Origin of the sequence: Aminobacter sp. SR38 (assembly GCF_014843375.1) — a bacterium.
GTDB lineage: Bacteria > Pseudomonadota > Alphaproteobacteria > Rhizobiales > Rhizobiaceae > Aminobacter > Aminobacter ciceronei.
The window spans coordinates 1,380,298-1,406,759 of the sequence record NZ_CP062112.1; the positions used below are offsets into that span (position 1 = coordinate 1,380,298).

At 65.0% G+C, this 26,462-nt stretch carries 20 protein-coding genes; 8 read left to right on the plus strand and 12 right to left on the minus strand.

What is annotated here, in order from left to right:
* Window positions 1-52 precede the first annotated feature (52 nt).
* Window positions 53-1,555 carry an AMP nucleosidase gene (locus tag IG197_RS06835; RefSeq protein WP_067964278.1) on the plus strand — a complete coding sequence of 501 codons (1,503 nt, stop codon included), beginning with the start codon at window positions 53-55 and terminating at the stop codon, window positions 1,553-1,555.
* A 27-nt stretch (window positions 1,556-1,582) separates the two neighbouring features.
* Here the strand turns inward: IG197_RS06835 and IG197_RS06840 are convergent, their stop codons facing one another.
* Together IG197_RS06840 and IG197_RS06845 are read right to left on the minus strand one after the other, a co-directional pair.
* Entirely contained in the window at window positions 1,583-2,743 is a 1,161-nt protein-coding gene (locus IG197_RS06840) for a hypothetical protein (RefSeq protein WP_192317874.1), read from the minus strand.
* Window positions 2,744-2,870: 127 nt separating this feature from the next.
* Window positions 2,871-3,473, minus strand: a complete 603-nt coding sequence (locus IG197_RS06845; protein WP_246765326.1) for a DUF922 domain-containing Zn-dependent protease — start codon at window positions 3,471-3,473, stop codon at window positions 2,871-2,873.
* Between the two features lie 209 nt (window positions 3,474-3,682).
* Between IG197_RS06845 and IG197_RS06850 the strand changes: the two genes are divergently transcribed.
* Window positions 3,683-4,717, plus strand: a complete 1,035-nt coding sequence (locus IG197_RS06850) for an endonuclease/exonuclease/phosphatase family protein (protein WP_246765327.1) — start codon at window positions 3,683-3,685, stop codon at window positions 4,715-4,717.
* Window positions 4,718-4,804: 87 nt separating this feature from the next.
* Here the strand turns inward: IG197_RS06850 and IG197_RS06855 are convergent, their stop codons facing one another.
* Window positions 4,805-6,487: an electron transfer flavoprotein-ubiquinone oxidoreductase gene (locus tag IG197_RS06855; RefSeq protein ID WP_192317876.1), complete on the minus strand. Its 1,683-nt coding sequence runs from the start codon at window positions 6,485-6,487 to the stop codon at window positions 4,805-4,807.
* A gap of 290 nt (window positions 6,488-6,777) precedes the next feature.
* On the opposite strand from IG197_RS06855, the gene IG197_RS06860 reads away from it, so the two are divergent.
* Together IG197_RS06860 and IG197_RS06865 are read left to right on the plus strand one after the other, a co-directional pair.
* Window positions 6,778-7,392 (plus strand): hypothetical protein, encoded by a 615-nt coding sequence (locus IG197_RS06860; protein ID WP_246765328.1) that lies wholly within the window; start codon window positions 6,778-6,780, stop codon window positions 7,390-7,392.
* Between the two features lie 37 nt (window positions 7,393-7,429).
* Entirely contained in the window at window positions 7,430-8,287 is an 858-nt protein-coding gene (locus IG197_RS06865) for a uracil-DNA glycosylase family protein (protein WP_067964289.1), read from the plus strand.
* Window positions 8,288-8,300: 13 nt separating this feature from the next.
* On the opposite strand, the gene IG197_RS06870 is transcribed toward IG197_RS06865, so the two are convergent.
* Complete coding sequence (locus IG197_RS06870) at window positions 8,301-8,705, minus strand: hypothetical protein (RefSeq protein WP_192317878.1); 405 nt, start codon at window positions 8,703-8,705, stop codon at window positions 8,301-8,303.
* A 132-nt stretch (window positions 8,706-8,837) separates the two neighbouring features.
* Here IG197_RS06870 and IG197_RS06875 point away from each other — a divergent pair, with 132 nt between their 5' ends.
* On the plus strand, window positions 8,838-9,632 hold the full coding sequence (locus IG197_RS06875; protein WP_067964293.1) for a helix-turn-helix domain-containing protein: 795 nt from the start codon (window positions 8,838-8,840) through the stop codon (window positions 9,630-9,632).
* On the opposite strand, the gene IG197_RS06880 is transcribed toward IG197_RS06875, so the two are convergent.
* The 3 genes from IG197_RS06880 to IG197_RS06890 form a co-directional block, all read right to left on the minus strand.
* Window positions 9,610-10,617, minus strand: coding sequence for a Stealth CR1 domain-containing protein (locus IG197_RS06880; protein WP_192317879.1), 1,008 nt, complete (start codon window positions 10,615-10,617; stop codon window positions 9,610-9,612). The two genes, IG197_RS06875 and IG197_RS06880, sit on opposite strands and share 23 nt — an antisense overlap.
* 80 nt (window positions 10,618-10,697) lie before the next feature.
* Entirely contained in the window at window positions 10,698-11,645 is a 948-nt protein-coding gene (locus tag IG197_RS06885) for a DMT family transporter (protein WP_192317881.1), read from the minus strand.
* The gene (locus IG197_RS06890; RefSeq protein WP_192317883.1) at window positions 11,642-13,951 is read right to left on the minus strand and encodes a xanthine dehydrogenase family protein molybdopterin-binding subunit; all 2,310 of its coding nucleotides are present in this window, start codon (window positions 13,949-13,951) and stop codon (window positions 11,642-11,644) included. Before IG197_RS06890 ends, IG197_RS06885 begins: the two co-directional genes overlap by 4 nt.
* Before the next feature lie 149 nt (window positions 13,952-14,100).
* Here IG197_RS06890 and pepN point away from each other — a divergent pair, with 149 nt between their 5' ends.
* Both pepN and IG197_RS06900 read left to right on the plus strand, forming a co-directional pair.
* Window positions 14,101-16,746, plus strand: a complete 2,646-nt coding sequence (gene pepN, locus IG197_RS06895) for an aminopeptidase N (RefSeq protein WP_192317885.1) — start codon at window positions 14,101-14,103, stop codon at window positions 16,744-16,746.
* A 234-nt stretch (window positions 16,747-16,980) separates the two neighbouring features.
* Entirely contained in the window at window positions 16,981-19,311 is a 2,331-nt protein-coding gene (locus tag IG197_RS06900; protein ID WP_192317887.1) for a PAS domain-containing sensor histidine kinase, read from the plus strand.
* Window positions 19,312-19,314: 3 nt separating this feature from the next.
* Here IG197_RS06900 and IG197_RS06905 read toward each other — a convergent pair whose 3' ends face one another.
* A complete protein-coding gene (locus tag IG197_RS06905) occupies window positions 19,315-20,703 on the minus strand; it encodes a serine hydrolase (RefSeq protein ID WP_192317889.1) in 1,389 nt (462 codons plus the stop codon).
* A gap of 138 nt (window positions 20,704-20,841) precedes the next feature.
* A complete protein-coding gene (locus IG197_RS06910; protein ID WP_192317891.1) occupies window positions 20,842-21,294 on the minus strand; it encodes an EF-hand domain-containing protein in 453 nt (150 codons plus the stop codon).
* On the opposite strand from IG197_RS06910, the gene IG197_RS36800 reads away from it, so the two are divergent.
* Entirely contained in the window at window positions 21,264-21,404 is a 141-nt protein-coding gene (locus IG197_RS36800; protein WP_371746515.1) for a hypothetical protein, read from the plus strand. The genes IG197_RS06910 and IG197_RS36800 overlap by 31 nt on opposite strands.
* On the opposite strand, the gene IG197_RS06915 is transcribed toward IG197_RS36800, so the two are convergent.
* From IG197_RS06915 to IG197_RS06925, 3 genes are read right to left on the minus strand one after another with little or no spacing between them, the layout of a single operon-like run.
* Window positions 21,361-24,324: a bifunctional [glutamine synthetase] adenylyltransferase/[glutamine synthetase]-adenylyl-L-tyrosine phosphorylase gene (locus tag IG197_RS06915; protein ID WP_192317893.1), complete on the minus strand. Its 2,964-nt coding sequence runs from the start codon at window positions 24,322-24,324 to the stop codon at window positions 21,361-21,363. The two genes, IG197_RS36800 and IG197_RS06915, sit on opposite strands and share 44 nt — an antisense overlap.
* The gene (locus IG197_RS06920) at window positions 24,325-25,761 is read right to left on the minus strand and encodes an ATP-binding protein (protein WP_067964314.1); all 1,437 of its coding nucleotides are present in this window, start codon (window positions 25,759-25,761) and stop codon (window positions 24,325-24,327) included. It lies immediately after the preceding gene.
* Window positions 25,761-26,435, minus strand: a complete 675-nt coding sequence (locus IG197_RS06925; RefSeq protein ID WP_067964316.1) for a response regulator transcription factor — start codon at window positions 26,433-26,435, stop codon at window positions 25,761-25,763. Before IG197_RS06925 ends, IG197_RS06920 begins: the two co-directional genes overlap by 1 nt.
* Between the last annotated feature and the right edge of the window lie 27 nt (window positions 26,436-26,462).

The window sequence follows — 26,462 nt, forward strand, 5'->3', positions numbered from 1 at the left end:
GACGCGCCGCGAGACCTCTCGCAGCCGTCATAATTGATCTCTATAATAGGTCATGGAAAAGCGAATCTATCCTCAACCTATCGAATCGATCTCTTCGCCGCTGCCGTTTCCTCGGCAGAGCTTTACTGATGCCGACAAGGCGGTTGCTGCCTTGCAGGCGCTTTACGAGCGCAACACCGCCTTCCTGCGCGACGCCTTCGCCTCGCTGGCAGCCGGCGCCGACACCAATGTCAGGTTCCGCGCCTGCTATCCCGAAGTCGGCGTCACCACGACATCCTACTCCCAGGTCGACTCGCGCCAGGCCTATGGCCACATGCCGACTCCGGGGCATTTCTCGACCACGATCACCCGGCCGGACCTGTTCCAGAGCTACCTCACCGAGCAGCTCAAGCTGATCATGCGCAACCATGGCGGCCCGGTGACGGTTTCGGAATCGACGACGCCTATCCCGCTGCATTTCGCCTTCCTCGAGGGCACCCATGTCGACGGTGCCGCCGCCGACCGCATCCAGCGGCCGATCCGCGACCTGTTCGACGTGCCGGATCTCGACGGCACCGACGACCACATCGCCAACGGCACCTTCGAGATCATGCCGGGCGAATCCCGCCCGCTGGCCGTGTTCACCGCCCAGCGCATCGACTATTCGCTGCACCGGCTGGCGCATTACACGGCAACGACGCCGCATCACTTCCAGAACTTCGTGCTGTTCACCAACTACCAGTTCTACATCGACGAGTTCGTCGTTTTGGCCCGTGACCTGATGGCCAAGGGCGGCGGCGGCTACACGGAATTCGTCGAGCCGGGCGGCGTGGTGACCAAGGCGGGCCAATCGGCGCCATCGGAAGGCACGCCGGCGGCACGGCTGCCGCAGATGCCGGCCTATCATCTGAAGAAAGCAGGCCATGCCGGCATCACCATGGTCAATATCGGCGTCGGTCCTTCCAACGCCAAGACCATCACCGACCACATCGCCGTGCTCAGGCCGCATGCCTGGCTGATGCTCGGCCACTGCGCCGGCCTGCGCAACACCCAGGCGCTGGGCGACTATGTGCTGGCGCATGCCTATGTCCGCGAAGACCACGTGCTCGACGACGACCTGCCGGTGTGGATCCCGATCCCGCCGCTGGCCGAGGTGCAGGTGGCGCTGCAGGAGGCCGTGGCAGAAGTAACCGGCCTGTCCGGCTACGACCTCAAGCGCATCATGCGGACGGGAACCGTCGCCACCATCGACAACCGCAACTGGGAACTGCGCGACCAGCGCGGGCCGGTGCAGCGGCTGTCGCAGTCGCGCGCCATCGCGCTCGATATGGAGTCGGCGACGATCGCCGCCAACGGCTTCCGCTTCCGCGTGCCTTACGGCACGCTGCTGTGCGTGTCCGACAAGCCGCTGCATGGCGAGCTCAAGCTGCCGGGAATGGCGACCGAGTTCTACAAGCGGCAGGTGGCGCAGCATCTGACCATCGGCATCCGCGCCATGGAAAAGCTGGCCGAAATGCCGAATGAGCGGCTGCATTCGCGCAAGCTGCGCAGCTTCGCCGAGACGGCGTTCCAGTAAGCTGCCGACCGAGAGCTCGGCCGCAGCCTAGTGCTTGCGGCCGAAGACGGCGGTGCGTCTGACAAAGCCGCCGCCGAAACGCGGCGGCGATCCTGCAGGCGGCTCGTCCGAGCCGCCCTCGCCCTTGCGGTAGAGCTGCAGGCTGTTGCCCACGGCCTTTGCCGTGCGCTCCTTCTGCTCCCAATCGGCGATCAATTCGCGCCGCTTGTCCCGGTCAGGCTCGACCGAGGTGGCGACCGAGCGCATGCCGCCTGGGACCAGCGTGCGGCTCTCGTGTTCCATCGTGGTGTAGCTGTGCTGCCGGGAGAAGCGCAGGGTCAGCGCGTAGCACGGCTCGCGCATGCCGATCGGGTGCTGCTCGGCAGCAAGATGCCGGACACGATAGGAATAGTCGCCGTTTTCTGGACCGAAGGTCTCGTCGTCGGGGACGATATAGCCATTGGGCTGAATGGCGACGCGGATGAAGGCAAGCGCTGCGTCGTAAAGATCGATCCACGGAATGGGCGCCGGTGCGACATAGACTTCGCGGCCGATATAGTCGGCGCCGCCCAGGGTCAGCAGGCCGGCCGGTTGTTCGTTGAAACCGGGCACCGGCTCGCCGGCGAAAAGCTTGGGATGGACGGTCAGCATGCTGGGCTGCGGCTGGTCCAGAAACGCCGTGAACTGCTCGCCGGCGATCAGCATGTTGCTCTGGGTCCAGTGAATGGCGCTGGCAGGCTGGACCTTGAGAAGGTGGCGGCAGACTTCGCCGAGGATTTCGACGCGCATGTTGAACTCGCGCAGCGTCGCACCGGGGCGCTGCATGCCGATCTGGCTGAAGAAGCCCGCAATGTCAGCGTTGTCGGTGACGCCGCCCATCACGCCATGGTGGACCTCGACAAGGACATGCGCGGTGTGCCGGCGCACGCGCTCCCGGGCATCCGGCATCAGCAGCGTGGTTGCCGCGGAGCCGAGGGTCGGGGCGAAAACCGCCGCATCGGCGGGCCGGGGAAAATAGGTGACGAGGATCTGGAATTCGCCGGGGCCCCTCATCAGGACGAAATGGCGGTCCTCCTGGACGACGTTGAGCGGCAATTGCCTCTCGAGCATCGCCTTGCGGAAGGCGTTGAGATGCAGCGACGGATAGATCTCGTCGCCGCCCTCATAGAGGATCGCTGCCTGGATGTTGTTGGTGTACCTGCCAGTCATGGTTGCACCTCGCCTCACCGCAACGGTGCCATTTGGCCGCAAAAGCAAGGTTAACTTCCAGCGCAACCACAAGCTGTGGTTAAGAATCCCCTTGCGTCATAGAGCTTTGCGCCCGAGGCGGGCAAGATCACTGCCCGTTGACGAAGGACAGGATCAGGCGATGGACGTTGCCGCCATCGTTGAGCTCGACGCGGTCGAAGTCGCTGCTCTGATGGCGTTGCGCCAGCGACGCCTCCGACAGCGGCTTGATGATCTCCTGCCTGATCTTTTTGCAGCCGGGATCGCCCGGCACAGACAGGCCGATCGTGGTTTTCTCGATCGTCGCCACCATGTCCTTGATCATCTGGCCGTGCACCAGCTCGTGGCGGCGGACGCCTTCGTAAAAGACGTCCCAGCGCTGCTTCAGCCCGTCCGGCAGGCGTCCGGACGGTTTGGGCAAGGTGTAGGTGATGATCAGCTTGGGCTTTGCCGAAACCAAGGTGCAGCCGTCGCCTTGCGGCACATAGTTGCGCTGCCATGTAAGCTTGAAATTGGTGTGGGCGATGGCGCGGCCGATGCCGGCCTTCGGGCCGCGCTCGCCGATCGAGGCGTAGAGCTCGGGGGCCGTGCTTCCCGAGATTGCGTAGGTCTGGACCTGCTCGACCACCTGCCCCTCGGCATGCGCGGCAAAGGGAGCCATGACGAACAGCGCCGCACATGCGCGCAGCCAGCGATGGGCGGTCGAATTCATTCCAGTCTCCACAAGGCCGATCAGTTGCGCATCACGAGCGCATCGATGCCGATTTCCCGGCCATCGGTCTCACAAGTCGCCCGGCATTTCAACCGCCGGTCGCCAGCGCTGCCACCTTGCCCGTCCTCGCCGACGGAGCTTTGCAGCAAAGCGCAAGCGGCCCATAATCGATCATCAATGGGCCGCATTTGTTGCTACATGAAACTGGAATGACGACGTTCTACAGACTGGGCAGGATCGCCTGCTTCCTGGCGATGATGATCTTGTCGGTGCCGCTGGTCGCCGGCTTCTTCGGCGCCTGGCATCCGGCGCTCGACTCCTTTGCGCATTTCAGGGTGCACCTGGCGGTGGCGATGATGCTGGCGGCATTGCCGCTGCTGTTGACCTCGCTGCGCTGGCAGGCCGTTGCTGCGCTGGCATTCGGTGCCGCAGCCCTGTCCACCACCTCGAGTTCGCTGCCTTTGCCCGGGCTCGGGCCAGTGCATGCGGCGTTCCAGCCGCGCGCCGATGGCCGGCCGGTCTACAAGATGCTGCAGATGAACCTGCGCTTCAAGAACACCCAGCCTGAGAAGGTGCTGTCGCTTGTCGGTCGCTGGCAGCCCGACGTCATCACCTTCCAGGAGGTGTCGGCGATGTGGGAAGGCAAGCTGCAGCCGCTGTTTGCGCGCTACCCCTACCGCATGATGTGCCCCTATCCGAACGGCATCTTCGGCTCGGCGATCCTGTCGCGGCGGCCATTTGTTGAAGGCAGTCAGCCGCAGTGCTTTGGCGGCGGCGCGCTGGCAACGGCCAAGGTCGATTTCGGCGGCCGGGCAAGCGACGTGGTTTCGATCCATCTCGGCTGGCCCTGGCCGTTCGAGCAATCGCAGCAGATTGGCGAGTTGAGCGGCAATCTCGCAGCGCTTGGCGAGAGCGCTATTCTCGGCGGTGATTTCAACGCCACGCCGTGGAGTGCCTCCGTCGCCCGCGTCGCCAGGCTCGGCGGACTGACGCTGATGCCGGCTGCCGGCCGGACATGGCTGACCTTCATGCTGCCCGACTTCATGCGTTTCGCCGGGCTGACCATCGACCACGTCATGGCCAAGGGCGACGTGCTCGTCCATGCGGTAACGATGGGCGAGGATGCCGGCTCGGACCACCGTCCGCTGCTGGTCGAGTTCTCGTTCCGTGACACGGCGACCCATCCGGAAGACAGCGAAACGGAGACGGTGTCGACCGAAAGCGCATCGACGCCCCACAGCTAAAAACGAAACGGCCCGGAAATCAGCAGATTTCCGGGCCGTTTGGTTAGTCAGCCAGAGGTCAAGCGGCCCCGATCATATTGGGCCCCATCACATGTTGGGATAGACCGGCCCTTCGCCGCCCTGCGGCGGCACCCAGTTGATGTTCTGGTTGGGATCCTTGATGTCGCAGGTCTTGCAGTGGACGCAGTTCTGCGCGTTGATGACGAACTTGGCGTCGGCGTGGCCGGGATCGCCGGCGATCGAATTGCCGTCCTTGTCGACCCACTCATAGACGCCGGCCGGGCAGTATCGGCTCGAAGGACCGGCGAAAACGCCATATTCCGAGCGCTTCTGCAACTCCATGTCCTTCACCTGGAGGTGGACCGGCTGGTCTTCCTCGTGGTTGGTGTTGGACAGGAACACCGACGACAGGCGGTCGAAGGTCAGGACGCCGTCAGGCTTGGGGTAGTCGATCTTCTTGTGCTTCGACGCCGGCTCGAGCGACTGGGCATCCGATTTGCCATGCTTCAGCGTGCCGAAGGGCGAGACGCCGAACAGCGTGTTGAGCCACATGTCGAGGCCGCCAAGGCTGACGCCGAGGATGGTGCCGAAGCGCGACCACAGCGGCTTGACGTTGCGGACTTTCTTCAGATCCTTGCCGATGTCGGTCGAGCGCCATGTGGTTTCATAAGAAGCGAGCTCGTCATTGGCGCGGCCGGCGCCGATGGCCTCGGCGACATGTTCTGCGGCAAGCATGCCCGACAGCACGGCGTTGTGCGAACCCTTGATGCGCGGGACGTTGACCAGGCCGGCCGAGCAGCCCATCAGCACGCCGCCGGGGAACGACAGCTTCGGCACCGACTGGTAGCCGCCCTCGGTGATCGCACGCGCACCGTAGGACAGGCGCTTGGCGCCGTCGAAGGTGTGGCGGATCGCCGGATGCGTCTTGAAACGCTGGAATTCCTCGAAGGGCGAGAGATACGGGTTCTTGTAGTTGAGGTGGACGACGAAGCCGACCGCAACCATGTTGTCTTCGAGGTGGTAGAGGAACGAACCGCCACCCGTCTTCATGTCGAGCGGCCAGCCGAAGGAATGCTGGACGAGGCCCGGCTTGTGATGTTCGGGCGCGACCTGCCACAGCTCCTTGAGGCCGATGCCGAACTTCTGCGGCTCCTTGCCGGCGCCGAGGTCGAATCTGGCGATCAGCTGCTTGGCGAGCGAACCGCGGGCGCCCTCGCCGATCAGGACATATTTGCCCATCAGCGCCATGCCTGGCGCGAAGGACGGGCCGTGCGAGCCGTCGCGCTCGACACCCATGTCGCCGGTGTAGACGCCGGTAACGGCGCCTTGGTCGTTGTAGATGAGGCCGGCAGCGGCGAAGCCGGGATAGATCTCGACGCCGAGCGCCTCGGCCTTCGTTGCCAGCCAGCGGCAGACATTGCCGAGCGAGACGATGTAGTTGCCGTGGTTGCTCATCAGCGGCGGCATGAACATGTTCGGCAGCTTGACCGAACCTGCCGGCCCGAGGACCAGGAAGTGGTCGTCGGTGACGGGCGTCTTGAACGGGTGGTCGCTGTCGTCGCGCCAGTCGGGCAGCAGCCGGTCGATGCCAATCGGATCGACGACGGCACCGGACAGGATGTGAGCGCCGACCTCGCCGCCCTTTTCGAGCACGACGACGGACAGTTCGGGATTGACCTGCTTGAGCCGGATCGCCGCCGCCAGACCCGCCGGACCTGCACCGACGATGACAACGTCGAATTCCATGCTCTCGCGTTCGATATCGCTCATCAATCCCTCCGCGTTGGCTAGCCCTGTCCCAGGGGCAATCTGTAGCTAAGCGCTGCATAGCGCATCGTCGGCAAACGTCAAACGGACCAATCCGCACATCGGCTGTTTGGCCTAACGACGCTCTCCTCCGAGCAATGAATTATCTTACGTTAACGTAAAGGTCAAAAGATTTCACCTTTCGGCTGTGGGTTATGGCCCGTACTGTCACGAAACAGGTGTTGTTCAACAGCCTTTTCGTCCATTGATTCCATATGCGCCAACACGTGCCTTGCAGGACCGGACTGGAGCGCTTGCACCCCAAACGCCACATCCTGGCTGGGGCTGCCCTTCTTATTGCGACATGTCTTGTCAGCGAAGGTCGCTCGCAGGAGACCGAGGCCGATCAAAAGGTCTGGAATGCCGGGGCCTATTCGTTTTCCGATGAACTCGGCGGCTTCCAGATCACCGGCGTTTCGGGAACCGGCACCAGGGAAGACCCCTTCGTCATCAGGGAGGAACTGGAATCCTCGACGCCGGTGACGCTGACGATCCGCACGACCCGGCCGATCCGGCCCTTCGACAGCTCGGGCTTCTACGCCAATGGCATCATGTTCATGCGCATCGAGGCGCTGAACAACAGCGGCCAGGCCTGGGTGGAATTCGAGTTCGAGCTGCAGGAGCAGCAAGGCCAGGCCAGCGTGTTCGGCGACGGGCTGTCCTTCGACCAGCGCCGCACCGACAACGTCAACATCTCCTCCGACAGCTTCGCCCAATACAGCCGCGACTTCGAACCATATGACCGGCTGCGCTTCATCGACGGCAAGGTCGACCCGCTGGCAATTGCCGGCTTCAGCTTCCTGGTCACCGACTACACACCACGCTGGCGCTTTTATCTGGTGCAGGACCCGCGCATTCCGTCCTCGTGAACTTGCAAACCGGCGGCGTAACGCCGTAACTGTGCCAATGGCCTCACTATCGGGAAACGAACCTCCGGATCTGCGCGATCTGCTCGCCTTCTATGCGGCGGCGGGGGTCGACGATGCGCTTGTCGACGACCCGATCGACCGCTTTGCCGAAAACGCCCAGCAGCGCCTGGCGGCATCACGGCAGCAGGCGGACAGGGCGGCCGAGGCGCCCCGCCCCGGCGCCGCCCCTGCCGCGGCACCGCCTCAGCCGCGACCGGCAGCGGTTGCCGCCGTGCCTGACGAGGCGCAGGCCGCCGCGGCACGCGAACTTGCCTCCAAGGCAGCAACGCTCGACGAGCTCAAGCAGATCATGGAAGGTTTCGAGGGCTGCAATCTGAAGGCCACGGCCAAGAGCATGGTCTTTGCCGACGGAAACCCCGAAGCCGATCTGATGCTGGTCGGCGAAGCGCCCGGCCGCGACGAAGACCTCGAAGGCCTGCCGTTCGTCGGCCGCTCGGGCCAATTGCTCGACCGCATCCTTGCGGCGATCGGGCTCGACAGGACATCAGCCTATATCGCCAATGTGATTCCGTGGCGTCCGCCCGGCAACCGCACGCCGACCCCGCATGAAACGGAGATCTGCCGGCCATTCGTCGAGCGCCAGATCGCCCTTGCCAGGCCCAAGGTGCTGGTGACGCTTGGCGGCCCCTCGGCCAAGCTGCTGGTCGGCTCGCAGGACGGAATTCTGAGACTGCGCGGCAGCTGGAAAAACCATGTCACGGCAGACGGCACCGTCATCCCTGTCATGCCGACGCTGCACCCGGCCTATCTGCTGAGAAATCCCGCCCACAAGAAGCTTGCGTGGCGGGATTTCCTCGAGGTCAAGGCGAAGCTGCGGCAACTCGGCAGCCTCTAGCTTTTGTCGCCGATCAGGCAGCCGCGACCACTGACGTGGCGCGGCGGATGCCGATGAACTGCAGTTCGGCGAAGACCGCGACCGCCAGCGCCTGGGCAACCACGAAGGCGATGCCGAGTGCATTCGGCGCCACGACACCGCTGACGAGCAGGCCGAAGCTGGCGACCACCCACAGCACATTGATGGCGATGATGTCGATCATGACGAGCTTCGACACCGTGGCGCGGCGGGCGATGACCACCAGCGTGGCAACGAAGGGCACCAGCACCAGGCCTGCCCAGAACAGCAGTTGCGCCGGCAGTTCGAGCAGCGGCGACAACAGCGGGGCGCCAAGCATCATCAGCAGGCCGGCCGTGCCGCTGATCAGCGCGTCGGCATGGAGGACGTTGCGGAGGAAGGGGGTGACGGTGATGGACATGGCTGGCTCCTGTTCGGTTGTGGAGGCTGTCTGCGACCGCCTTCCTGAAACCGAACATCTCACCGCCGCTGAACCAATGCGATTACGCTTGAGGTAATAGCAATCAGAATTGCCCCTGCTTAGTGTGGCGGCATGACAAACACACAAAACTCCGTAGGCGACCTCATCCGCGAATGGCGCACCAGGCGGCGCATGAGCCAGCTCGACCTGGCGATGGAAGCTGAAATCTCGCAACGGCATCTGAGCTTCATGGAAAGCGGGCGCTCGGCGCCGTCGCGCGAGATGGTGCTGCATCTCGCCGAACAGCTCGAAATCCCGCTGCGCCAGCGCAACCAGCTGCTGCTCGCCGCCGGATACGCACCGAGCTTCAGCGAAAAACCGCTCGACCACCCCTCGCTGGCACCCGCCATGGAGGCGGTGCGCATGGTGCTGAAGGGGCATGAGCCCTACCCCGCCATCGCGGTCGACCGGCATTGGAACCTGATCGAGGGCAATGCGGCGCTCGGCCCGATGCTTGCCGGCGTCGATGCCGCCCTGCTCGAGCCGCCGGTCAACGTGCTCCGGCTCAGCCTGCACCCGAAAGGCGTGGCGCCGCGCATCGTCAACCTGCATGAATGGCGCTCGCATCTGCTCGAACGGCTGAAGCACCAGAACGACACGGCAGGCGACCCGGTGCTCAAGGCGCTGGAGCAGGAATTGCTGGCCTATCCCGACGGGCCGCGCCAGGGCCGGCCGCTGCAGGCCGATCCGCTGGCGATCGCCCATCCGCTCCGGCTGCGCGTCGGGGACGACGTGCTGTCCTTCATCAGCACGATCACCGTGTTCGGCACGCCGCTCGACGTGACCCTGTCGGAAATCGCCATCGAATCCTTCTTCCCCGCCGACGAAGAGACGGCGGCGCGGCTCAGGTGCCTGGCCGTTCAATAGCGTCAGGCCGCGATAACACACGATCCTTTTCGAACGGCGACGGGTCCGGAAAGATCGCCGCCAGGGCTGCCTGCATCTCCACGGCCCTGACACCGGCACGCGCCTCGTCGTCGATCTCGTCATTGAGACAGAAAAAGGCCGGCGGTGCTGCGACCAGGCCTGCCAGCGACCGACTGAACGCCTCGTCGTCCCGGACGGCTACGACATTCTCCTGTACCAGCTTCACCTGCACGACGCCGTCGGCGCGGCCGCGATCACGCTCGGCAATGGCATTGATGTAGAGCACCTTCGCCGACGCGTCCGTGCTCTGGCGGAAACGATGCCGCGCGGTGCGGCGCAGCCAGAAGCCGAAGCGGTCGTGCAGCCAGGCCAGCTTGTCGAGTTCCAGCAGCAGCGGGACATGCGGCGGGTAGGACCAGCGCCTGCGGCGGAACGCCAGGCACAAAAGCAGATTGTTGAAGGCGAGCATCCTGATGTAGCGATCCGCCCGCAGCCGAAACCGTGGCAGCCTCGCCGCCATGACGTGAAGCCGCGCACGACCATCGGGCAAGACGAACTCTTCCTTCGATACCATCTGGCCGACGAAGAAGTCGTCGTTGAACAGCAGGAAGCGATTGGCGACACCGGCCCTCCCGATGCCGTGCAGATTGGCTTCGATGGCGCTGGAGCTGAACACCGGCAGGCCGGAAGGCTCGGCGAAGAATTCCGCATGGGTGACGAGGTTGATGCCGGGACGATCGAGGTCGAGCCATGACGGCACCTGACCGTTGGTGACGAGATGGATGGTGCGGATCCACGGCAGATGAAAATGGATCGAGCGCAGCGCATAACGCAACTCGCCATTTTCGCGGAAACGATAGGCTGCCGGCCGCATCCAGGGCTGCTTCGGCCAGTGGCGCAGCAGGCTTTCACGGTGGACAGGATCGCTGCCGTCGACCCAGGGCATGACGACGTCGATCGGGTCGGAAAATGCGTTCAAAGTCATGGCTCGCCCTTCGACGGGAATTCGGTCGCCTCAGATCAGTCCGAGGAGCGGGCAGGCTCCGGATGCATTGCCGTCGCCGCCTATTGCGGCGACGACGCTTTCTTGACCGCCTGGCGTTCCAGGCCAAGGCGTTGTTCGCGCCAGATGATGAAGATGCCGGCGGCGATGACGATGATACCGCCGACCAGCGTATGGATGGTCGGCAGGTCGCCGAAGACAAGATAGCCGACGACGATGCCGAGCAGCAGGGAGGTGTATTCGAAGGGCGCGACCGTCGAGGCTTCGGCGTGGCGGTAGGCCTCGGTCATGAACAGCTGGGCGATGCCGCCGCAGAAACCGCCGGTGACGAGCAGCGCCGTCTGCTGCCAGCTCAGCGACTGCCAGCCGAAAGGCAGGCTGAACAGGGCCATGACGCTGGCGGTCAGCGAGAACCACAAAACGATGGTTGCCGTGCGTTCGGTGTGGACGAGGTTGCGCACCAAAAGCATGGCGATGGCCGACAGGCCCGCGCCGATGATGGCGGCGACAGCACCCATCGCTGCCTTGTCGCTGACGCCGCCGGGAGAGGTCAACAGCGTCAGGTTGGGCCACGACACGATCAGCACGCCGACGAGACCGACGGCAACCGCGGTCCAGCGATAGGCGCGAACGTTTTCGCCGAGGATCAGCGCGCTGAAGACGACGACGAGCAGCGGCTGGGCATAGTTGAGCGTGATCGCCTCGGGCAGCGGCAGTTGGGTCAGCGCATAGAAACCGAAGCCCATGGCGGTGACGCCGGCGAGCCCGCGCATGATGTGGCCGAATGGCCGCCTGGTGGTGACCGCCGTGCGCAGCTCACCGCGGCAGGCGAGGAAGACGAGGATCGGAAAGATGGCGAAGAAGGACCGGTAGAAGACGATCTGGCCGGCGGGCACCTGGCCGGCCAGCTTGATGGCCGTCGACATGCCGACGAAGATCGCCACCGAAATGACCTTGAGAGCGATACCTGTAAGCGGCGACGACGCCGCCTGAACCACGTTTTGCTTCACTGCTGCCGTGCCGCCTCTATCGCCGCCCAGATGCGCAACGGCGTCGCGGGCATTTCAATGTGGGTGATGCCGTAGGCGCGGTGGAGCGCATCGGTGACCGCGTTGAGCGCCGCCGGCGTGGCGCCGATGGTGCCGGCCTCGCCCGCGCCCTTCATGCCCATGGCATTGGTGGTCGAGGGCACGTTGCGCGTCTCGAAATGAAAGGACGGCACGCTGTCGGCGCGCGGCATGGTGTAGTCCATGAAGCTGGCCGTCAGCAGCTGGCCGTCCTCGCCGTAGACGGCCTCCTCCTGCAACGCCTGGCCGATGCCCTGGACGACGCCGCCATGGACCTGGCCGGCAAGCAGGATCGGGTTCACGGTTGCGCCGAAATCGTCGACGATGGTGTAGGCGACCACTTCGGTGGTGCCGGTTTCCGGATCGATCTCGACCTCGCAGATATGCGTGCCGTTGGGATAGGTCGCCTCGTCCTGAACAAATTCGCCCATCGCCTTGAGATCGTCGGGGTTTTTCGCCGCCGCATGGAGATCGGCGAAGGCCATGGCGCGGTCGGTGCCGACGATGCGCGCCTCGCCATTGCCAAGCTCGATATCGGCGGCCGCCGCCTCCAGCTCGTCGGCTGCGATCTTCTTCAGCTTCTCGGCAAGGGCTGCACCCGCGCGGGAGGCGGAAACGCCGCCAAGCGGGATCGAGCGCGAGCCACCGGTGCCGCCGCCCTTGGCAAGCTGGTCGGTGTCGCCCTGGTGGACGCTGATGCTGGCGACGTCGAGATTGAGCTTTTCCGAGACGAACTGGGCATAGGCAGTGGCATGGCCCTGACCGTTGGACTGGGTGCCGATGAACACCGAGACGGTGCCGTCGGCATTGAGTTCGACCCGCGCCGGTTCGGAGCCGGCGAAGGCGCAGGCTTCGATGTAGGTCGCCATGCCGAGCCCGCGGATCTTTCCACGCGACCGGGCTTCGGCGAGACGGTCGGGGAATGCAGCCCAGCCGGCGCGTTGCATCGACAGGTCCATATGCGCCTCGAACTCGCCGACATCGTAGAGCCGGCCGGTCTGGGTGCGGTAGGGGAACTGCTCCGGGCGGATGAAGTTGCGGCGGCGGATCTCGTCGACAGTGAGACCGAGATCGCGGGCGCAGGAGTCAGTCAGCTTCTCGACCAGAAGCGCTGCTTCCGGGCGCCCTGCGCCGCGATAGGCATCGACAGGACAGGTGTTGGTGTAGACACCTTCGATCGTCACATCGAGCGCCTGGATGTCGTAGACGCCGGTCGACATGCTGGCACCGATATAGGCGATGACAGGGCCATATTGCGAGACGTAGGCGCCGACATTGGAGAGCAACCTGACGCGCAGGCCGAGGAAGCGGCCGTTCCTGTCCATGGCCATCTCGGCTTTGACGACATTGTCGCGGCCTTGCGCGTCGGTGAGGAAGTGTTCGGTGCGGTCGCTCGCCCATTTGACCGGCCGGCCAAGCCGCCTGGCCGCTTCCAGCACCAGCGCATGCTCGCGGTAGACGAAGGCCTTGGTGCCGAAACCGCCGCCGACATCGGGAGTGACGACGCGCAGCTTGTCGCTCTCGATGCCGAACACCTGGCCGGTCAGCACATTGCGCATCGAATGCACGCCTTGCGAGCCGGTGGTGAGCACGAAGCGGTCTTCGTCGTCGCGCCACTCGCCGATCGCCGAGCGCGGCTCCATGTAGTTGCAGATCAGGCGGTTGTTGATGAACTCGATGCTGGTGACGTGATCGGCTTTGGCAAAGGCGCTGTCGGCCCTCGCCTTGTCGCCGAGATGGTAGGTGAAGGCGCGATTGCTGCCGAGCTCAGGCCAGACCAGCGGCGCCTCGGCGTCGAGGGCAGTCGCCGTGTTGGCGGCGGCGTCCTCGCCGTCATAGTCGACCTCGATCAGTTCGGCGGCGTCCTGGGCAAGCGCGCGGCTGTCGGCGACGATGAAGGCCACCGCATCGCCGACATAATGAACCCGGTCGCGGCACAGGATCGGAATGTCGCGTGTCGGCGCACGGCTGCCGTCGGGCTGCTTCTGCATGACCGTCGACTTGAGGGCGCCGAGATGGGCGACATCGGCACCTGACAGGACCAGGTGGACTCCAGGGGCGGCGCGCGCGTCCTCGAGCGAGCCGATCGTGAAGCTGGCCTTGGCGACGGGCGAGCGCAGGACGTAGCCGTGCAGTTGCGCAGCGGCGGCGATGTCGTCGGTGTAACGGCCCTTGCCGGTGATGAAGGCGCCGTCCTCGACGCGCAATACGGACGCGCCCATTCCGAATTTCGGCGTGACGACTGTCATATCTGCCTCGTGAGGATTGGTGGGGAGCGCAGCGAATGTGCGGTCCCGGACAGTTTTGCCGAGGGGGCGTTTCGTGTAAAGAGCAGCGGCCGCATATTTATTCTGCCAGCCCGCGGCCAGCATCCGGAAGTCGACAGGAAGGCCATCACATGCGCACTGATACTGGACAGGTGTTTCGTCTCGAGGACTACCGGCCCAGCGACTACCTGATCCCGAGAACCGAACTCGACTTCCGGCTCGGCGAAGACAGCACCAGGGTGGTGGCGCGGCTGACGATCGAGCGGCGCGCCGGCATCGACAAGCCGGTGCAGCTCGAACTCGACGGCGACGGCCTGACCATGCGCCGCATCGAGATCGATGGCGAAGCCGTCGATGCCGCCGATTTCGACGCGACGCCAGACCGGCTGGTCATCTACAATCCGCCCGCATCCGGCCGCTTCACGCTTCTGATCGAGACCGAGCTGGCGCCGTCGCGCAACGAGGCGTTGATGGGCCTCTACCGCTCCAGCAATGTCTACTGCACCCAGTGCGAGGCCGAGGGCTTCCGCCGCATCACCTATTTCCTCGACCGGCCCGACATCCTGTCGGTCTATACGGTGCGGATGGAGGCACAGCGCACCGAAGCGCCGCTGCTGCTCTCCAACGGCAATCCGGTCGAGCATGGCGACCTCGAAGACGGCTGGCACTATGCCGTGTGGCACGACCCCTTCCCCAAGCCGTCCTATCTCTTCGCGCTGGTCGCCGGCGATCTCGGCTGCATCAAGGACCACTTCGTCACCGCCTCGGGCAAGCAGGTGGAGCTCGGCATCTATGTCGAGCACGGCAAGGAGAACCAGGCCGGCTACGCCATGGACGCGCTGCGCCGCTCGATGACATGGGACGAGGAGGTGTTCGGCTGCGAATACGACCTCGACGTGTTCAACATCGTCGCCGTGTCCGACTTCAACATGGGCGCGATGGAGAACAAGGGCCTCAATATCTTCAACGACAAATATGTGCTTGCCGACGAAGAGACCGCGACGGACATCGATTTCGCCAATATCGAGGCGATCATCGCGCATGAATATTTCCACAATTGGACAGGCAACAGAATCACTTGCCGCGACTGGTTCCAGCTCTGCCTCAAGGAAGGGCTGACGGTTTTCCGCGACCATGAATTCTCCGCCGACCAGCGTTCGCGGCCGGTCAAGCGCATCGCCGAAGTGCGCACCTTGCGCGCCCACCAGTTCCCCGAGGACCAGGGGCCGCTGGCCCACCCGGTCCGCCCCAGGCGTTATCGCGAGATCAACAACTTCTACACGCCGACGGTCTACGAAAAAGGCTCGGAAGTGGTGCGCATGATCCGCACCATCCTGGGCGCCGAAACCTTCCGCCGTGGCATGGACCTCTATCTCGAGCGCCATGACGGCGACGCAGCGACCATCGAGGATTTCCTCCAGGTGTTCGAGGACGTGTCGGGCCGCGACCTGTCGCAGTTCGCGCTCTGGTACCACCAGGCCGGCACGCCCAATCTGAGCGTGACGACGCGGCACAACGCCGCCACCGCCGAGTTCACCATCGAGGTCGAGCAATCGGTGCCGCCGACACCGTCGGAAAGCCGCAAGCGGCTGATGCACATCCCGCTTGCCTTCGGCCTGGTCGGCAGCGACGGCAAGGACATGGCCTATGGCGGCGCCGAGGGTGCTGTCGTCGAGGACGGCGTCATCCATGTGCGCAAGCGCAAGCATGTCGTGACCTTCTCCGGCGTCACCGAGCGGCCGGTGCTGTCGCTCAATCGCGGCTTCTCGGCGCCGATCACGCTGAGCATCGAGCAGCGGCCGGAAGACCAGATCTTTCTTGCCTCCCATGACAGCGACGCATTCTCGCGCTGGCAGGCGTTCAACACGCTTTTGACCGACGCGATCATCGCGGCATTCAGGAACATCCTCGGCGGCAAGCAGCCGAAATTCGGCGCCGAGCTGACAGGACTGGCCGGGCGCATCGCGGTCGACGACACGCTCGAGCATGCCTTCCGCGCTTTGGCGCTCGCTCTGCCCGGCGAGGCCGACATTGCCCGCGAGATCGGCAAGAACATCGACCCCGACGCCATCTTCGCCGGACGCGAGGCGCTGGCACGCAGCATCGCCGAAGCCAATGCAGGCGTCTTTTCGCAGCTTTACGACGAGCTGCTGATATCCGGTCCGTTCTCGCCAGATGCGGCGAGCGCCGGACGGCGGGCGCTGCGCAACACGCTGCTCGACTATCTCGCGATCCTGCCCGATGGCGCCAAGCGCGCGTCGGCACATTTTGCTTCCGCCACCAACATGACCGACCGGGCTGCGGCCCTTGCCGTGCTGGCGCATCGCCATGCCGGCAGCGCGGAAGCCAAGGCAGCACTTGCCGAGTTCGACAAGCGCTATCGCGGCGACCCGCTTGTCATGGACAAGTGGTTCATGATCCAGGCGACGGCGCCGGGCGCCGGCGCGGTCGATGCGGTGCGGGCGCTGACCGAACACCCGGCCTTCTCGATCGCCAATCCCAACCGGGTGCGCTCGCTGATCGGCGGTTTTGCCAGCGCCAACCAGACCGGCTTCCACCGCGCCGACGGCGCCGGCTACACCTTCTTCACCGAGACGGTGCTGACGGTGGAAAAGCGCAACCCGCAGGTCGCGGCGCGGCTGGCAACGGCACTGCGGTCGTGGCGTTCGCTCGAGCCGAAGCGCCAGGCCAAGGCCCGCGATGCCTTGCTGGCGATACAGGCCAAGGAAGGTCTGTCGGCCGACCTGCGCGACATCATCGAGCGCACGCTGGCCTGACCGGGCCGGCTTGCCACCGACATCGCCCGAAATGAGGCGGCTTCCGAAACCGGGGGCCGCCGCTTTCATTTGCGCGCTACCACGCCGCCAATTCGTCAGGCTTTTAGTCGAACTTTAATCTTTTTCGCGCCGGCCACTGGACAAGGCGAATCAGCTTTGATTCTTTAGTGACGATTCGGATGTTCGGCGTATTCCGCATCGAGTTACCAGGAAACGGGATTTGGGGAGCCATTTATGGCAAAGGCGGACGCGTGGGGCGCGCCCGATGAGACTGCTATTGGCCGTCGCAGGCAGGCGCGCAGCGCTGGCCTGGCGGGCAATGCACGCCTCATCGCCGAACCCGCATACCGCCGCCTGCTGGCCGCCGAGCCGCTGCTGCGCCGCTCGATCCCGACGCTGATCGTCGTCTTCCTGATCGTGATCGCCGGCACACGCTTCCTGTCGCTGATGGCGCAGCGCGACGACGTCGAGCGCAACGCCAAGGCGATCCTGGCGCTCTCGGCCGGCGAGCTGGTCAACGCACTGATGGTCGGCGCCACCGCCGAGCGGCCGCTTGCCGCCGCAAGCCAGGACCTGCTCGAACGCACCAGCCAGCAAGGCACGCTTAGCCGCAGCCATGTGGTTGCGCTGACCGACCAGAATTTCCGCATCGTCGCCGTCAGCCCGCAGTCGACCGGCTGGCAGGGCCAGGCGCTCGACGGCCTCGTCTCGGGCGGGCAGCCGCTGTTCATGTTCGGCGACCGCGCCGGCGTGATGGAGGTGCGCATCGGCGGCCGGGACTGGCTGGCAGCGGTCAGCATCGCCGACGACAAGCGCGCCGCGGCCGCCGCCATGGTGCCGCAGGATGCGGTGTTCGCCGACTGGCGCAAGACCGTGTCGCTCAATGTCGCGCTGTTCGTGATGACCGCCGGGATGCTGATCGTCATCCTGTTCGCCTATTTCAGCCAGGCGGCGCGCGCCCAGGCCGCCGACGGCATCTATCTGGAGGCGCATGAGCGCATCGACCTGGCGCTGGTGCGCGGCAAATGCGGGCTGTGGGACTGGGACATGGTGCGCGGCAAGATGTACTGGTCGCGCTCAATGTACGAGCTGCTCGGCTACGAGGCCTGCGAGGCGATGCTGTCGTTCGGCGAAGTCGCCCGCATCATCCATCCCGAAGACGGCGACCTGTTCGAGCTGGCCAACCAGGTGATCATGCGCGAGGTCGACCATATCGACCGGGTGTTCCGCATGCGCCATGCCGACGGCCGCTGGGTGTGGATGCGCGCCCGCGCCCAGGTTGTCGATCCGGAAGCGCCTGAGATCCAGATGACCGGCATTGCCGTCGACATCACCGAGCAGCGCCACCTCGCCTTGCGCTCGGAGGCCGCCGACCAGCGGCTTCGCGCGGCGATCGAAAACATCACCGAATCCTTCGTGCTGTGGGATGCCAACGGGCGGCTGGTGATGTGCAATTCGAAGTACCAGCACGACAACGGGCTCGCCGACCGCGACGTGCTGCCGGGCACGGCGCGCGAGGAGATCGAGGAGCGCATGGTCGCTTTCGCCTCCGAGCGGCGGCTGGCCAATGCCAACGGCCCGCGCGGCGGCGCCACCTATGAGCGGCAGCTGGCCGACGGCCGCTGGCTGCAAGTCAACGAGCTCACAACGCGCGATGGCGGCATGGTGTCGGTCGGCTCCGACATCACCCAGATCAAGCAGCACCAGGACAAGCTGATGGAGAGCGAGCGCCGGCTGATGGCGACGATCCACGATCTCAGCCTGGCGCGGCGCTCCGAGGAAGAGCGCTCGCACGAACTGGTCGAGCTCAACCGCAAATACATGAAGGAAACCGAGCGCGCCGAGGCGGCCAACCGGGCCAAGTCGGAATTCCTCGCCAACATGTCGCACGAGCTGCGCACGCCGCTCAATGCGGTGATCGGCTTCTCCGAGCTGATGGAAGGCCGCCTGTTCGGCCCGATGGGCTCGCCGCGCTACGAGGAATATGCCCGCGACATCAACTCCAGCGGCAAATACCTTCTGGGCGTCATCAACGACATCCTCGACATGTCGAAGATCGAGGCCGGCCAGTTCTCGATGGACCGCGAGGAGATCGATCTCTGCCCGCTGATCCGCGAGACGGTCCGGGTGGTGTCGCTGCAGGCGGCACAGAAGTCGATCACCGTGGAGACGCAGATCGCCGACTCGATGACGCTGTTCGCCGACCGCCGCGCGGTCAAGCAGATCGTCATCAACCTGTTGTCCAACGCGGTGAAGTTCACCGGCGAAGGCGGACGCATTTCGGTGCGGGCGCGCAACGCCTCGGGGGCGCTGACGCTGTCGATCGAAGACAATGGCTGCGGCATTCCCAAGGACGCATTGGGCAAGCTCGGCCGGCCGTTCGAGCAGGTGCAGAACCAGTTCTCGAAGAACCATGCCGGCTCGGGCCTCGGCCTTGCCATTTCGCGTTCGCTCGCCGAACTGCATGGTGGGGCGCTGAAGATCCGCTCGACCGAAGGCGTCGGCACCATCGTGTCGGTGCGCATCCCGGTGAAGAAGGTCGAGCGCCTGGCCAAGGCCGCCTAAGCATCACGGCATTTCAGGCAACCGCGCCTCGATGAACTCCAGGGGCCGTGTGCTGGCAGGCGGATCGAGATTGGACAAGGACACCAGCACATAACCCAGCTTGGGGAACACATGCAGGTCGCCGCTCATGCCCGGCGCGCCGCCATTGTGGCCAAACCCCTTCCAGTTGCCCTCGCCGACAACCGCGAAGCCAAGGCCGAACATCTGGACCTGCGTGCTGGTCGCCTGATCGAGCATGTTCTTCGAGATCAGCCTGCCGGCCTGTAGCGCGTCGACGAAACGCCAGAGGTCGCCGACGGTCGAATAGCCGCCACCGGCGGAGGTTCCGCGCCAGGGCAGCGTGGCCGTGTTGGGCGCAAGCCTGCCGCCTTCATTGAGATAGCCGATCGCGCGACCGGGGACAGTCTCGCTTTCCGGCAAAGAGCCCGTCGATGTCATGCCGGACGGCTCGAAAACGTTCTTCTCGACATAGTCGTCATAACTCATCCCGCTGACCTTCTCGATCAAGGCGCCGAGCAGGATGAAGCCGTAGTTCGAATAACGCTGCGTGGTGCCGGGCGCAAACAGCGGGGCGCGCGTACCATAGAGCGCGATGTAGTCGGCAACAGCTTTGAGCTTGAGCCGGTTACGGTCGAATTCGGGACCGAAGATATCTCCGGTGCCGCCGGTGTGGGTCAGCAAATGGCGAACGGTGACCTTCCGGGCAATGTCCTTGTCGGGATAGTCGGTGAGATGTTTGCCGACCGGGTCGTCGAGGCCGAGCCTGCCGGCTTCGACGAGCTGCAGGATTGCCACCGCCGTGAACATCTTGTTCATCGAGCCGATGCGGAAGCTGCTATCGACCGTCACCGGCAGGCTGCGCTCGCGGTCGGCCAGACCCCAGGCTTTCTCCAGCACGACCTTGCCGTCCCTGGCGACCAGCACCGCGCCGGAAAAGCTGTCGGCAACAGCCGCCTCGTCCTGGCGTTTGACAAGTGCTGCGAGCGCCTCTGTCAAGGACAGGCGCTTGGGGCCCAGACCAGGCCGCGGCGCCACCGGGTCGAGGCGAAAGCCCGTCAGTTTGTGTTCGGAGCCGTCGCTCAACGACAGTTGCAACCGGGCAAAGCGGTCGCCGGCCTTTTCCCGGAGAATTGCGGTGAGCGCGGTGGCGTCGCTGGTCTCGACCTTGACCAGTTCGAAGCCGCCCGTCTGGGCGCGCAGGGCAGTCATGCCGGCGATCGGGTCGCTGGGCCGGTAGGCGCGGTCGAAGGCCTCGGCCTTGGCCGCATCGCCGCTGTTGAACGCCTCCAGCAATTCGGCCAGCACCTTGCCCGCCGGCGTCGGCGGCAAGGCCGATTGCGCCAAGGCGCCGGAAACAATGAACATCGAGAGAATGGCGGCGATCCAGCCCATGACGGGTCCTCCTGTGCAGGAGGCAAGCAGAGGCCGGCTTGATTGCGACAAGGTTGCGCGAGGCCGTGTCCGGACAAAACAAAACCTCCCGGAGAGGCAATCTCCGGGAGGTTTCTCAGCTCAGGTCACGCGTCGACGTCAGCGCTTGCCGTCGCGGCCATGCCAGCCGCGAACCGGCATCTCGTCCTTGACGATCTTGCCGTCGTCGTTGCGGTCGAGCAGCGCAAACAGCTTCTTCTGGCGGGATTCGATCTCGGCCTTGGTCAGCTCGCCATCGCCATTGGCGTCGAAGCGCTTGATCAGGCGCGCGGCCATGCGCTCGGCGCGCATACGCTGGATCTGGTCCGCCACCTCGGCGACGGTGATCTTGCCGTCGGTGTTCTCATCGGCATCCAGCAGCCGCGTATTCATGGCGGCAGTGAACTCCTCGAAGGTGACGTCGCCGCTCTTGTCGGCATCGGCCCTTTCGAAGCGCATCTCAGGCTTCATGTTCTGGCCGCGCGGCCCTTGCCCGTTGGCGGCAAAGGCTGAGGTTCCGGCCGTGCCCGCGAGGGCGAGAAATGCGATCGCGATCCTTGTTGACGTGTTCATGGGGTTTCTCCTGTTGCATCGACACCCCCGATGCTGATCGAAGTGCTCATGCGGCGTCCCATCGCCTCATTTGCCCTTCGCACGGAGCAGAAGGTCAAAGTGGCCCCTGACCTTTTGCGACGTCTCCTTGAGATGTGCCTCCAGCACGCTGAAATCGGGAAGGTCGGTTGCCGCAAGCAGCAGGTCCGACAACCCCGGCGGAACGTCGTTCCGCTCGAACGCACCGGTGAGACACAGCCTCGTCATCTGTGTGATCGCCTGATAGAGCCCGTAGGCATCGACGAGATCCTGCCGTACCTGCGCATCGGCAAAGCCAGGCGCAAGCCGGTGCAGCGTCTCGGCCGTTCCGGTGGCGTGGCCTTGGCCCTCGATCCGGCCGGTCAGGACCGCGACCTGAGCGATGAATTCCAGGTCGATCAGCCCGCCGGGCACAAGCTTGATGTCCCAGAGATCGTGCGGCGGCTTTTCGTCCTCGATCATCTCACGCATCTCGCGGGCCTCGGTCGTCACCTTGGCGGCATCACGCGGCAAGGCGATGATGGCGGCGACCTCGGCTTCGACCTCGGTGCAGAGCGAGGCGTCGCCGGCGATCGGGCGGGCGCGGGTCAGCGCCATATGCTCCCAGGTCCAGGCTTCGCCGCGCTGATATTTGCGGAACGAGTCGATATGGGTGGCCACCGGCCCCTTGTTGCCAGAGGGGCGCAGCCGGAGGTCGAGCTCATAAAGCACGCCTTCGGCCGTCGGCGCGGACACCGCAGCGATCAGGCGCTGGGTCATACGCGAGAAATAATGCGACGGCGCCATCGGCTTGTCGCCGTCGGACTCCTCCGCGGTCTCGCTGTGGTCGTAAAGCAGGATCAGGTCGACGTCGGAGCCGGCGGTCAGTTCGCGGCTGCCGAGCTTGCCCATGCCGAGGATCGCCACCCTGCCGCCGGCAACCTTGCCGTGGCGGCGGGCGAATTCGGCCTCGACGGCCTCGAGCGCCGCTCCGACCGTCAGGTCGGCGAGATCGGAAAAAGCCTTGCCGGCACGGGCGGAGTCGATCGCGCCGGCGAGCAGGCGCACGCCGATCAGGAATTTCTGTTCGGCGGCGAAGATGCGCAGGCGGTCGAGCACCTCCTCATAGAGCCGGGTGCTTTCGAGGAAGGCCGCAAGGCGCGCGGCAAGATAGGCGCGGTCGGGCAGTTCGGACAGCAATGCCGGGTCGAGCAGGCCATCGAAGACATGCGGCCGGCGGGTGATGATGCCGGCCAGCCGGGGGGCTGCGCCCATGATTGTGGCGAGCAGCTTGAGCAGGGCCGGATTGGACTGGAGCAGCGAAAACAGCTGGATGCCCGCCGGTAGGCCGGCGAGGAACTCGTCGAAACGCATCAGCGCCTCGTCGGCGCGGCGGGTCTTGCCGAAGGCTTCGAGCAGTGCCGGCGTCAGTTCGGTCAGGCGTTCGCGCGCCTCGGCTGACTGGGTCGCGCGGTAGCGGCCGAAGTGCCAGCTGCGGATGACGCGGCAGATGTCGGAGGGGCGCTGGAAACCGAGCTGGCGCAATGTGTGCAGCGTGTCGGGATCGTCGACGTCGCCGGTGAAGACCAGATTGCCGACGCCGGAGGAGAGTTCGGGTGCCGCCTCGAACAGCGCCGCATAATGGCGCTCGACCTCCTGCAGCGAAGCGCGGAACGCCTTGGAGAAGGCATCCGCATCGGCAAAGCCGAGCATATGGGCGATGCGCTGGAGGCCTTCGTCGTCCTCCGGCAGCATGTGGGTCTGCTCGTCGGCGACCATCTGGATGGCGTGCTCGACGCTGCGCAGGAACCAGTATTGCCGTTCGAGCGCGTCGCGCGCCTCGGGCGTAATCCAGCCGCGCAAGGCAAGCTGCGTCAGCATCGGCACCGTCGCCTTGCCGCGCAATTCAGGAAAGCGGCCGCCGGCGATCAGCTGCTGGGTCTGGACGAAGAACTCGATCTCGCGGATGCCGCCGCGGCCGAGCTTGACGTTGTGGCCCTTGACCGCGACCTCGCCATGGCCCTTGTGGGCGTGGATCTGGCGCTTGATCGAATGGACGTCGGCGATCGCCGCGTAATCCATGTATTTGCGCCAGACATAAGGCTGGAGCTCCTTGAGGAAGGCCTCGCCGGCTGCGATGTCGCCCGCCACCGGACGCGCCTTGATCATCGCGGCGCGTTCCCAGTTCTGGCCGCGGCTCTCGTAGTAATGCAGCGCGGCCAGGACCGGAATGGCGAGCGGCGTCGAGCCGGGATCGGGACGCAGCCGCAAATCGGTGCGGAAGACATAACCGTGCTCGGTGCGGTCCTGCAGGATGCGGACAAGCCGCCGGGTGAGCCGCGCGAACAGCTCCGTTGCTTCATACGGGTCGGCAATCGCCGGCGCCTCGGGGTCGAAGAACACCACGAGGTCGATGTCGGAGGAGAAATTCAGCTCGTGAGCACCGAGCTTGCCCATGCCGAGCAGGATCCAGCCGGAGCCGACAGTCGGGTTTTCGGGATCGGGCAGCTTGAGCTTGCCCTGGCCATGGGCGTCGCGGAGCAGGAAATTGACCGCCGCACTGATGCACAGGTCGGCCAGGTCGCTCAGGCGGCGCACGCTATCCGCTGCACTGGCCTCGCCCGACAGGTCGGCAAGCGCAATCAGGAAATGCGCCTCGCCCTTGAGCCGCCGCAAGCGCATCATCAGGGCGTTTTCGGCGATGCCGTCCTCGAACGGGATTGCGGCGATTGCCGTGCCGATGTCTGAAAGCCGCTGTTCGATGGTCTGGTCGAACAGCCTGTCCAGCATCTCCGGCTGGCGTCGGGCGCTATCGCGCATGAATTCGGAAAGATCGAAGACGGCAGCGAGAAAGGACTGGGCCGGGCCTTTCGCCTTGAGGAAAGTGGCCAGACGGTCGAGCCCCTCCTCCTTGGCCGTGCCGGCAAACTCCGCCAGCTCGCCTTGCGCGCGTGCCGGATCGAGCGGGGCGACGGTGCTTACCGGCTCCAGGCGCCACTCGATCGCTGTCTTCTTGGCGGCCTCGATCTTCATCTATGCGTCCTTCGATCCGGGAAAGCCCATCAGGACCGATAATCCGGGATTGCCGGGCAGAAGATCAAGCCGCCCATTGTGAAACTTCATCACCGCCTTGGCGAGGCTGAGCCCGAGGCCCGAGCCCGGCTGCGAGCGGCTCTTTTCCAGCCGCACGAAGCGTTCCGTGGCGCGCGCCCGATCGCCTTCGTCTGGAATGCCGAGGCCGTTGTCCGACACCTGCAGCCTGACTTCGTCGCCGTCGCGCTGCAGGGTGACGCCGACATGCGGCTTTTCGACCGCACCAGCCGAGTATTTGATGGCGTTGTCGATGATGTTGGACAGCGCCTGAGCGATCAGCTCGCGATTGCCGTTGACGACGACCGGACCGGCGACGGACGCCTCTAAGCCAACGCCCAGTTCCTCGGCGACCGGCTCGTACAGTTCGACGACGTCGTGAACCACGGCGGCGAGATCGACCTTGTCGGTGGATTCGGCGGAGTAGCCGGCCTCGAGGCGCGAGATCATCAGGATGGCGTTGAAGGTGCGGATAAGCTGGTCGGACTCGGCAATGGTGCCTTCGAGCGCCTCGCGATAATCGGCGCCGGTCTTCTTGCCCGACAGCGCCGCTTCGGCGCGGTTGCGCAGGCGCGTCAGCGGGGTCTTCAAATCATGGGCGATGTTGTCGGAGACCTGCTTCAGCCCATCATTGAGATGGGCGATGCGGGCCAGCATGGCATTGAGGTTTTCCGAGAGCCGGTCGAATTCGTCGCCCGCGCCTGTCACCGGCAGGCGGCCGCTGAGGTCGCCGGCCATGATGCGGCGGCTGGCCTCCGAGACGCCGTCGATGTGCTTGAGGGCGCGGCGGCCGACGAAATACCAGATCAGCAGCGCGCCGAAACCCATCATGGCCAGCGCCAGCATCAGCGAGCGCTGGATCACGTCGCGGAATCGTTCGGGTTCGCCGAGGTCGCGGCCGACCATCAGGATCATCTGGTTGGGCAGGCGCAGCACCACCGCGATGGCGTTGTGGCCGACCTCGGTCGGTGTTTCCGTCTCGGCAGACTGGCGCCTGCCGGCAGCTTCGCCGTAGCGCTCATAGGAAAAGGGCAGTTCGGTCCAGCCTTCGCGCTGCAGCACGCCCGGCTGGATGCTCTGGACGTTGCCCGACAGGATCTGGCCGTTGGGGTCGGCAAGCAGATAGAGGTTGGCGCCGGGCTGGCGCGAACGCTGCTCGACCACGCGTACCAGCACCGGGATGCCGCCGCGCTGGTAGCCGCGGGCAAGGCCCTGGACCTCTTCGTTGATGGTTTCCTGGGTCTGGACCATCAGCATGCGTGCCGACAGCGACGTCATGTAGAAGACAAGCAGCACCGCGCAGAGGGCGAAAAGCAGGAGGTAGAGCGCCGAAAGGCGCGCTGCGGTCGTCTTCATGATGGCCGGCAGCCTGAATGCCATCAGCCCGCCTTGAGCATGTAGCCGGCGCCGCGGATGGTGTGCAGGATCGGCTTCTCGAAGCCCTTTTCGATCTTGCCGCGCAGGCGCGAAATGTGGACGTCGATGACGTTGGTCTGGGGGTCGAAATGATAGTCCCAGACGTTTTCGAGCAGCATCGTGCGCGTCACCACCTGGCCGGCATGGCGCATCAGATATTCGAGCAGGCGATATTCGCGCGGCTGCAGCACGATCTCCTGCGCAGCGCGCCGCACCGTATGCGACAGCCGGTCGATCTCGAGATCGCCGACCCGGTAGAGCGTCTCGGATTCACGCGTCGGCGCACGCCGGTTGAGCACTTCGACACGGGCCAAAAGCTCCGAAAACGCATATGGCTTGGTGAGATAGTCGTCGCCGCCGGCGCGCAGGCCGGTCACCCGGTCGTCGACCTCGCCGAGCGCCGACAAGATCAGCACAGGTGTCGTGTTGCCGCGCGAGCGCAGGCCGGCAATCACCGAAAGACCATCGCGCCGCGGCAACATGCGATCGACGACGAGCACATCGTATTCGGCAGCATCGGCAAGGGCGAAACCTGAATCGCCATCGCCCGCGACATGGGCGGTGTGGCCGGCTTCCGCGAAGGCCTTCTGCATGTAGTCGGCGGCCTCACGGTCATCTTCGATGACAAGAATCTTCATGCCGTCGTTATACGCGATTTTGCGGGA

Excerpts from the sequence above, each read along its gene's own strand:
- IG197_RS06835 (WP_067964278.1), top strand. The coding sequence starts at position 53 with ATGGAAAAGCGAATCTATCCTCAACCTATCGAATCGATCTCTTCGCCG.
- IG197_RS06840 (WP_192317874.1), bottom strand. The coding sequence starts at position 2,743 with ATGACTGGCAGGTACACCAACAACATCCAGGCAGCGATCCTCTATGAG.
- IG197_RS06845 (WP_246765326.1), bottom strand. The coding sequence starts at position 3,473 with ATGAATTCGACCGCCCATCGCTGGCTGCGCGCATGTGCGGCGCTGTTC.
- IG197_RS06850 (WP_246765327.1), top strand. The coding sequence starts at position 3,683 with ATGACGACGTTCTACAGACTGGGCAGGATCGCCTGCTTCCTGGCGATG.
- IG197_RS06855 (WP_192317876.1), bottom strand. The coding sequence starts at position 6,487 with ATGAGCGATATCGAACGCGAGAGCATGGAATTCGACGTTGTCATCGTC.
- IG197_RS06865 (WP_067964289.1), top strand. The coding sequence starts at position 7,430 with ATGGCCTCACTATCGGGAAACGAACCTCCGGATCTGCGCGATCTGCTC.
- IG197_RS06870 (WP_192317878.1), bottom strand. The coding sequence starts at position 8,705 with ATGTCCATCACCGTCACCCCCTTCCTCCGCAACGTCCTCCATGCCGAC.
- IG197_RS06875 (WP_067964293.1), top strand. The coding sequence starts at position 8,838 with ATGACAAACACACAAAACTCCGTAGGCGACCTCATCCGCGAATGGCGC.
- IG197_RS06880 (WP_192317879.1), bottom strand. The coding sequence starts at position 10,617 with ATGACTTTGAACGCATTTTCCGACCCGATCGACGTCGTCATGCCCTGG.
- IG197_RS06890 (WP_192317883.1), bottom strand. The coding sequence starts at position 13,951 with ATGACAGTCGTCACGCCGAAATTCGGAATGGGCGCGTCCGTATTGCGC.
- pepN (WP_192317885.1), top strand. The coding sequence starts at position 14,101 with ATGCGCACTGATACTGGACAGGTGTTTCGTCTCGAGGACTACCGGCCC.
- IG197_RS06900 (WP_192317887.1), top strand. The coding sequence starts at position 16,981 with ATGGCAAAGGCGGACGCGTGGGGCGCGCCCGATGAGACTGCTATTGGC.
- IG197_RS06905 (WP_192317889.1), bottom strand. The coding sequence starts at position 20,703 with ATGGGCTGGATCGCCGCCATTCTCTCGATGTTCATTGTTTCCGGCGCC.
- IG197_RS36800 (WP_371746515.1), top strand. The coding sequence starts at position 21,264 with ATGCGATCGCGATCCTTGTTGACGTGTTCATGGGGTTTCTCCTGTTGC.
- IG197_RS06910 (WP_192317891.1), bottom strand. The coding sequence starts at position 21,294 with ATGAACACGTCAACAAGGATCGCGATCGCATTTCTCGCCCTCGCGGGC.
- IG197_RS06915 (WP_192317893.1), bottom strand. The coding sequence starts at position 24,324 with ATGAAGATCGAGGCCGCCAAGAAGACAGCGATCGAGTGGCGCCTGGAG.
- IG197_RS06920 (WP_067964314.1), bottom strand. The coding sequence starts at position 25,761 with ATGGCATTCAGGCTGCCGGCCATCATGAAGACGACCGCAGCGCGCCTT.
- IG197_RS06925 (WP_067964316.1), bottom strand. The coding sequence starts at position 26,435 with ATGAAGATTCTTGTCATCGAAGATGACCGTGAGGCCGCCGACTACATG.